The organism is Xanthomonas sp. LMG 12461 (assembly GCF_009192935.1).
GTDB classification, from domain to species: domain Bacteria; phylum Pseudomonadota; class Gammaproteobacteria; order Xanthomonadales; family Xanthomonadaceae; genus Xanthomonas_A; species Xanthomonas_A sontii.
This window is the reverse complement of record NZ_NQYT01000091.1, coordinates 1-5,195: the sequence shown is the minus strand read 5'-3', so window position 1 is coordinate 5,195 and position 5,195 is coordinate 1. Positions and strand designations below refer to the sequence as shown.

Genomic DNA, 5,195 nt, shown 5'->3' with positions numbered 1-5,195 from the left:
CCTCATCCGCCCCTGTGGGGCTCCTTCTGCCGAAAGGTCAAGGAAACACGTCGAAGTATTGGCGATCGCGATCCACCCATCCATCAATTGTGCGATCGAAGTCAGATGATATTGCTGCCCTGTTCGCAGCGGACCGCGGATGGATCGCCACGTCATTCGGCCAAATTAATGTGTCATAAATATGAAATTATCTTGACGCCTCTTGAATGAACTGTTAATTTTATTTTCCTTAAAAATTCAGGGTATATATTCCGAAATACAAAATTCATTAAATAAAATTAGATTTCTTATCGAATTCCACTTGATTCACTTGACTCACTTGCAAGAGAGAAGAATGAAGATTTATAAAAAATCAGTCGTGGCATGCGCGTTGTTTTCCATTGCCGGAGCAGGCAATTGCGGAATAGGCGAGAACTCGTGGTTCTTCATGCCCTTGGAAAAAGTAACCTATGACTTCACCGCTGGCGAAGAACACATGGGCCTTGAAACAGGATGCGATTTCTTCGCCCCCGGCAATATCTTTTTTGCGATCACATACTCTGGCACGCCTGCAGCCGAAAAAAGAGTCTATGTCGAAACCGACGACCCCAGAAACGTCACGTACGACAAAGCCGCAAAGACGTTCTACGTCACAAATCCAAAGCGCATGGCAATAGGACTACCCTATGGCGGAACCTATACCATTAAAAATCGCTCATTAGCGACGATCAAAGGCGCCAACTGTGACGCCGGATTCTATTAAATCCACGATTTCCGAGTGATCCGATGCCGCCACCGGAAGGCGGCATCTCTGACATTCATGCAGGCGCGCTCTACTTATCGCGCAACGCGTCCGTCCACGCCATTCCAACGCGGCGTCGGCTCCCCCAACAGATGCCGCACGAAGAAGTCGTACTGGCGCCGTTGCACGTAATCGATGGGACCGGTGGAGCGGCCGACGGTGTGTTCGCCGCCGGGCACGACCAGCAGGTCGAAGTCCTTGTTGGCCTTGATCAGCGCGTCCACCACCTGCCCGGTCGAGGCCGGGTCGACGTTGCTGTCCTGCTCGCCGACGATCAGCAGCAGGTCGCCACGCAGCTTGGCCGCATTGTCCACGCCGGAGGCGCGTGCATAGCTGGCGTCCACCGGCCAGCCCATCCACTGCTCGTTCCAGCTGATCTTGTCCATGCGGTTGTCGTAGCACCCCGCATAGGCCACGCCCACCTTGTAGAAGTCCGGATGCCGCTCCAGCGCGCCCAGCGTGCTCTGCCCGCCGGCCGACGCACCGTAGATGCCGACGCGGCCGATGTCGTAGGACGGATCCTGCGCGGCCAGTGCCTTGTGCCAGGCGATGCGGTCGGGGAAGCCGGAATCGCCGAGGTTCTTCCAGGCCACGTCGTGGAAGGCCTTGGAGCGGTTGGCGGTGCCCATGCCGTCGATCATCACCACGATGAAGCCCAGGTCGGCCTGGGCCTGCATGCCGATCTGCTTGTCGCCGCCGGAGTGGTAGCCGAACGGCCAGAAGGTCTTGGGCACGAAGGAATCGTGCGGGCCGGCATAGATGTTCTCGATCACCGGGTACTTCTTGTGCGGGTCGTAGTCGCGCGGGCGCACCACCATGCCCCAGATGTCGGTCTTGCCGTCGCGGCCCTTGGCCACGAAGGTCTGCGGCGCGCGCCAGCCGGCGGCCTGCAGCTTGCGGATGTCGCCGCGCTCCACCACCTGCAGCAGCCGCCCGTCGATGGCATGCAGTTCCATCACCGGGGCCATGTCCGGACGCGAATACACGTCCACGTAATGGCGCCCGTCGTCGGCGATGGCCACGTCGTGGTCGGCATCGGCCTGGGTCAGACGGGTCAGGTGGCCGCCGTCGAAATCCACCGCGAACAGTTGCCGGTAGTACGGATCCTTGCCCGCATCCATGCCGCTGGCGGTGAACCAGATACGCCGCTGCGCGTCGTCCACGCGCAGCACGTCGCGCACGATCCACTCGCCCTTGGTGAGCTGCGCCTTGATCCGGCCGCTGGTACCGTCGAACAGGTACAGATGGCGCCAGCCGTCGCGCTCGGAGATCCACAGGATCTCCTGGCCCAGGCCATCGACATCGTGATGGTAGCTGCGGTCGGCGTACACGAAGGTCTTGGCGTCCTCGCCCACCGCCACATGCGCCTCGCCCGTGGCCGCGTCCACCGCGATCGCGCGCATGCGCTGGAAGCCGCGTTGCACGTAGTCGAACACGAAACTGGCGCTGTCGCGGCGCCACTGGATCGGCGAGAGCTGGTACGGGTTGGCGAACAGCGCGTCGTCGATGGGCAGGCGCTTGGGCGTGCCGCCGCGCGCCAGCGCGCCGAGGTCGAACAGCACCGGTCGCTCGATGTCCACTGCATCGCCGGGCTTGGGATACAGCTGCGTGCGTACGATCGGCTGGCCGCCGCCGGGCGGCGCCGCCTCCACCCGGGTGACGCGGCGGGGAAAGCCGGGCTTCACCCGGTACAGCGCCAGCCGCTGCGAATCCGGCGACCAGGCAATCGTTTCCGGATCGTAGAAATCGTCGCTGCGGCCATCGTCGGCCAGGCGCAGCGTGTGCCCGTCGGCCACCGCGCGCAGCATCAGCGCATTGCCGTCGACATAGGCGTCCCAGCGTCCGTCCGGCGAGCGCCGCGGGGTGGCGTCGGCCGGCACGCTGAGATCGCGCACCACACCGAAACCGCGCGGCCGCGGCTGCGGGCCGCGGTCGGCACGCGCGCAGACGTAGGTGGTGAGCGTGCAGCGCCACGGCGTCTCATCGAGCTCGAAGGCGATCGCCGCCTGCGCCTTGCCACCCTCTGCGACGTAGGCGAAACGCGCGAACGGCAGGCGCAGCGCCGGATAGGCGGTGCCGGTTGCCGCGCCCAGCGCGCGCGCCAGCCGCGCCTGGTCGAACGCCGGCTGCTTGCGTTGGCTGGCCACGTCCTCGACCTCGAAGGCGAAACCGCCCGGCACGGTCTTGCGGTAGTAGAACGCGCCGTCGTCGCGCCACTGCGCCGGCCAGGTCACGTTCTCGGTCAGGCCGATCCAGGCCTCGCGCAGGCCCAGCGAGCGCTGGTAGTCGGCGACGCTGGGCGCGGCCTGGGCGGCGCCGGCGCAGCAGGCCAGTGCCATGACGATCGATACGACGAACTTGTTCATGCGGTTTCCAAAAATCTCATGACGCGCTGTTTCCCGTAGAGCGGCTTTAGCCGCGACGGGCTTTCCCGTTGACGTCTGCCGCAGCCAATCCCACAAAAAGGGACAAGAACCGTCCTACGCCTCTCCACACACGCAACGGCTACTCCCCGTCATCCTCTTCCAACGCGAGTTCCTCCGGACGCAGGCCGCTGCGCGCACCCCAGTGGTAGCAACCCAAGGCGATCGCGGCCACGCACAGCGTGTCCCAGGGATGCGCGATCCAGCCGCTGCCGCCGAAGGTGCCCAGACGCGACACCACCAACACCAGCGCGAAGAACACGATCAGCCACAGCACACCGCGCACCTGCCGCCACAGCCGCGCACGGCCGGCGGCGTTGGGCAGACGGTACAGCACGTACAGCGCGAACATGGCGATCTGCAGGCCGAGCAGCCACGACAGCGTGTTCCAGGTCGACCAGTACACGATCAGGCCTGCGACGATGAACGACAGCGGGCCGAGCAGCGCCATGCCGCGCAACCGGAACGGCCGCGGCAAGTCCGGCGCACTGCGCCGCAGTGCGGCCACGGTCACCGGCGCCACCGCATAGCTCAGCACCAGCGCCGCCGACACCACGTTGATCAGCGCCTCCCACGAGGGGAACGGCAGGGTCCAGAACACCGACAGGCCCAGGCTCAGCCACAGCGCCGGACGCGGGATGCCGGAGGCGGCGTCCACCTTGGTCAGCACCGGCAGGAATCCGCCGCTGCGCGCCCAGCCGTAGACCACCCGCGGCGTGGCGTTCATGTAGATGTTGCCGGTGCCGCTGGGCGAGATCATCGCGTCGCAGATCACCAGCGCCGCCAGCCAGCCCATGCCCAGCGCCAGGGCGATATCGTGGTACGGCAGCGAGAACGCCTTGTCGATGCCGCCCCAGCCGTTGACCAGATGTTGCGCCGGCACCCCGCCGAGGAAGGCGAGCTGCAGCAGCACGTAGATCACCGTGGACAGTGCCACCGACAGGATCAGCGCGATCGGGATGTTGCGCTGCGGATCGCGCACCTCGCTGGCCACCGACACGATCGGCGTGAGCCCGAGGTAGGCGAAGATGATGCCGCCGGCGGAGATCGCCGCCTCCACCCCGGCCGCACCGAACGGCGCGAAGCCCTGCACGTGCAGGTTGCGCGCATCGAAATGCGCCATCAGCAACACGATCACCAGCACCGGCACCAGGAACTTGAACACGCTGACGATGTTGTTGGCGGTGGCGAAGGTCTTGACGCTGTAGTAGTTGAGCAGGAAGAACGCGACCAGCAGCGCCAGTTGCAGCAGCCAGCCGGCGACGCTGGGATGAGTGCTGCCGGCCTGGTTGAGCCAGGGGAACCACGCCGCGGCGTATTGCCGCGCCGCTTCCACTTCGATCGCGATCAGGCTGGAGAAGGCGATCAGGGTGATGAAGCCCATCAGCCAGCCCAGCAGCACGCCGTGCGAGTACTCCGGGTAGCGCACCACGCCGCCGGCGCGCGGCAGCGCCGCGCCGAGTTCGCAGTACACCAGGCCCAGCAGCAGCACCGCCACGCCGCCGGCGATCCACGAGACGATGCCGGCCGGCCCGGCGATCGCCGAGACGTGGCTGGCCGAGAACAGCCAACCGGACCCGAAGATCGAGCCCAAGCCGATGAAGGTCAGATCGGTGAGGCTCAAGCGCTTGTGGAACTTGCCTTGTGCGGCCATGGCGTCTCCCGCTGGATTGGTGTCACTGGCGATTCGATGATCTGCGGCGTTCCCTACCCTCACCCCACCCCCTCTCCCGGAGGGAGAGGGGCTTGTTGCTCCCTTCTCCCTCTGGGAGAAGGTGCCCCGAAGGGGCGGATGAGGGGCCGGGCGAAGCCTCGTGCAGCTGAAACACCGCACGCGCTTCGCGCCCTACCCTCACCCCAACCCCTCTCCCGGGGGGAGAGGGGCTTATTGCTCCCACCTCCCTCGGGAGAAGGTGCCCCGCAGGGGCGGATGAGGGTACGGGCGAGGCCTCGTGCAGCCGAACTACCGTATGCGCTTCGCGCCCCGACCC

Annotated in this window: 3 protein-coding genes; 1 reads left to right on the top strand and 2 read right to left on the bottom strand. The window is 65.2% G+C overall.

Features of this window, described 5'->3' with window-relative positions:
- Positions 1 to 334: 334 nt before the first annotated feature.
- Positions 335 to 742 carry a hypothetical protein gene (locus tag CEK68_RS19515; RefSeq protein ID WP_152181887.1) on the top strand — a complete coding sequence of 136 codons (408 nt, stop codon included), beginning with the start codon at positions 335 to 337 and terminating at the stop codon, positions 740 to 742.
- A gap of 74 nt (positions 743 to 816) precedes the next feature.
- On the opposite strand, the gene CEK68_RS19510 is transcribed toward CEK68_RS19515, so the two are convergent.
- Positions 817 to 3,147: a S9 family peptidase gene (locus CEK68_RS19510; RefSeq protein WP_152240385.1), complete on the bottom strand. Its 2,331-nt coding sequence runs from the start codon at positions 3,145 to 3,147 to the stop codon at positions 817 to 819.
- Positions 3,148 to 3,286: 139 nt separating this feature from the next.
- Entirely contained in the window at positions 3,287 to 4,858 is a 1,572-nt protein-coding gene (locus tag CEK68_RS19505) for an APC family permease (protein WP_152240384.1), read from the bottom strand.
- Positions 4,859 to 5,195 lie beyond the last annotated feature (337 nt).

Coding starts and splice junctions, on each gene's coding strand:
- CEK68_RS19510 (WP_152240385.1), bottom strand. CDS start 3,147: ATGAACAAGTTCGTCGTATCGATCGTCATGGCACTGGCCTGCTGCGCC.
- CEK68_RS19505 (WP_152240384.1), bottom strand. CDS start 4,858: ATGGCCGCACAAGGCAAGTTCCACAAGCGCTTGAGCCTCACCGATCTG.
- CEK68_RS19515 (WP_152181887.1), top strand. CDS start 335: ATGAAGATTTATAAAAAATCAGTCGTGGCATGCGCGTTGTTTTCCATT.